Source organism: Streptomyces sp. NRRL S-37, from assembly GCF_000721605.1.
Classification (GTDB): domain Bacteria; phylum Actinomycetota; class Actinomycetes; order Streptomycetales; family Streptomycetaceae; genus Streptomyces.
In genome coordinates this window covers 1-942 of the sequence record NZ_JOIZ01000088.1, presented here as the reverse complement: position 1 = coordinate 942, position 942 = coordinate 1, and the positions used below count along the sequence as shown (strand labels likewise).

The 942-nt window shown below is 70.1% G+C and carries 1 pseudogene; it reads right to left on the bottom strand.

Annotation, left to right across the window (positions count from 1 at the left end):
* Window positions 1-942, bottom strand: a pseudogene (locus IH50_RS40575) (KR domain-containing protein); the annotation flags it as partial.

Sequence of the window (942 nt, the reverse complement as noted above, 5' to 3'; positions counted from 1 at the left end):
TACATGACGCCGGCGAAGACGCCGGTGCGGCTGCCCCGCAGCGACGCGGGTGTACGACGTCCCGGGCACACTCCGGTCCGGGTTGTACAACGAGTCGACATCCCAGCCACGATCAGTCGGGAAGTCCGACACGGCGTCGACGCCCTCGGACACCAGCCGCCACAGGTCTTCCGGCGAGGACACCCCACCCGGATAACGGCACGCCATCCCCACGATCACGACCGGGTCGTCCGCCACCGACGGCAATGACCCCACCGGCACAGCCACATCACGCACGGTTCCGAGCACGGTGTCGAGCAGGTGGTCGGCGAGGAGTTCCGCGGTCGGGTAGTCGAAGACCACGGTGGCGGGCAGGCGCAGCCCTGTCGCCTTGCCCAACCGGTTCCGCAGCTCCACCGCTGTCAAGGAATCGAAGCCCAGGTCCTTGAAGGCCCGGTCGGGACTGACCGTTTGTGCGCCCGAATGGCCGAGGACGAGGGCGATGTGTCCACGCACCAGGTCCAGCATCATCTCGCGGCGCTCGGTCTCGCCGAGCACGGTCAGCCGTTCGACCAGTCCGGTGGTCTCGGCGGACCCCGCAGTGTCCGGGTCATGCCCGCGTCCTGCGCCCACGGACCCCACACCAGCGACACCGCCGGCAGCCCCAGCGCACGACGCCGCCGCACCAGAGCATCCAGGAACGCGTTACCGGCCGCATAAGCCGACTGCCCCGCACTGCCGAACGTCCCCGCCACCGACGAGAACACCACGAACGCCGCAAGATCGAGGCCCTTGGTCGCCTCGTGCAGGTGCCAGGCCGCATCCACCTTCGGACGCAGCACACCAGCCAGCCGCTCCCCCGTCAGCGACTCCACCACACCGTCGTCCAGCACACCCGCCGCGTGCACCACCGCCCGCACCGGATACCGGCCCACCAGAGCAGCCACCGCAGCCCCGTCGGCC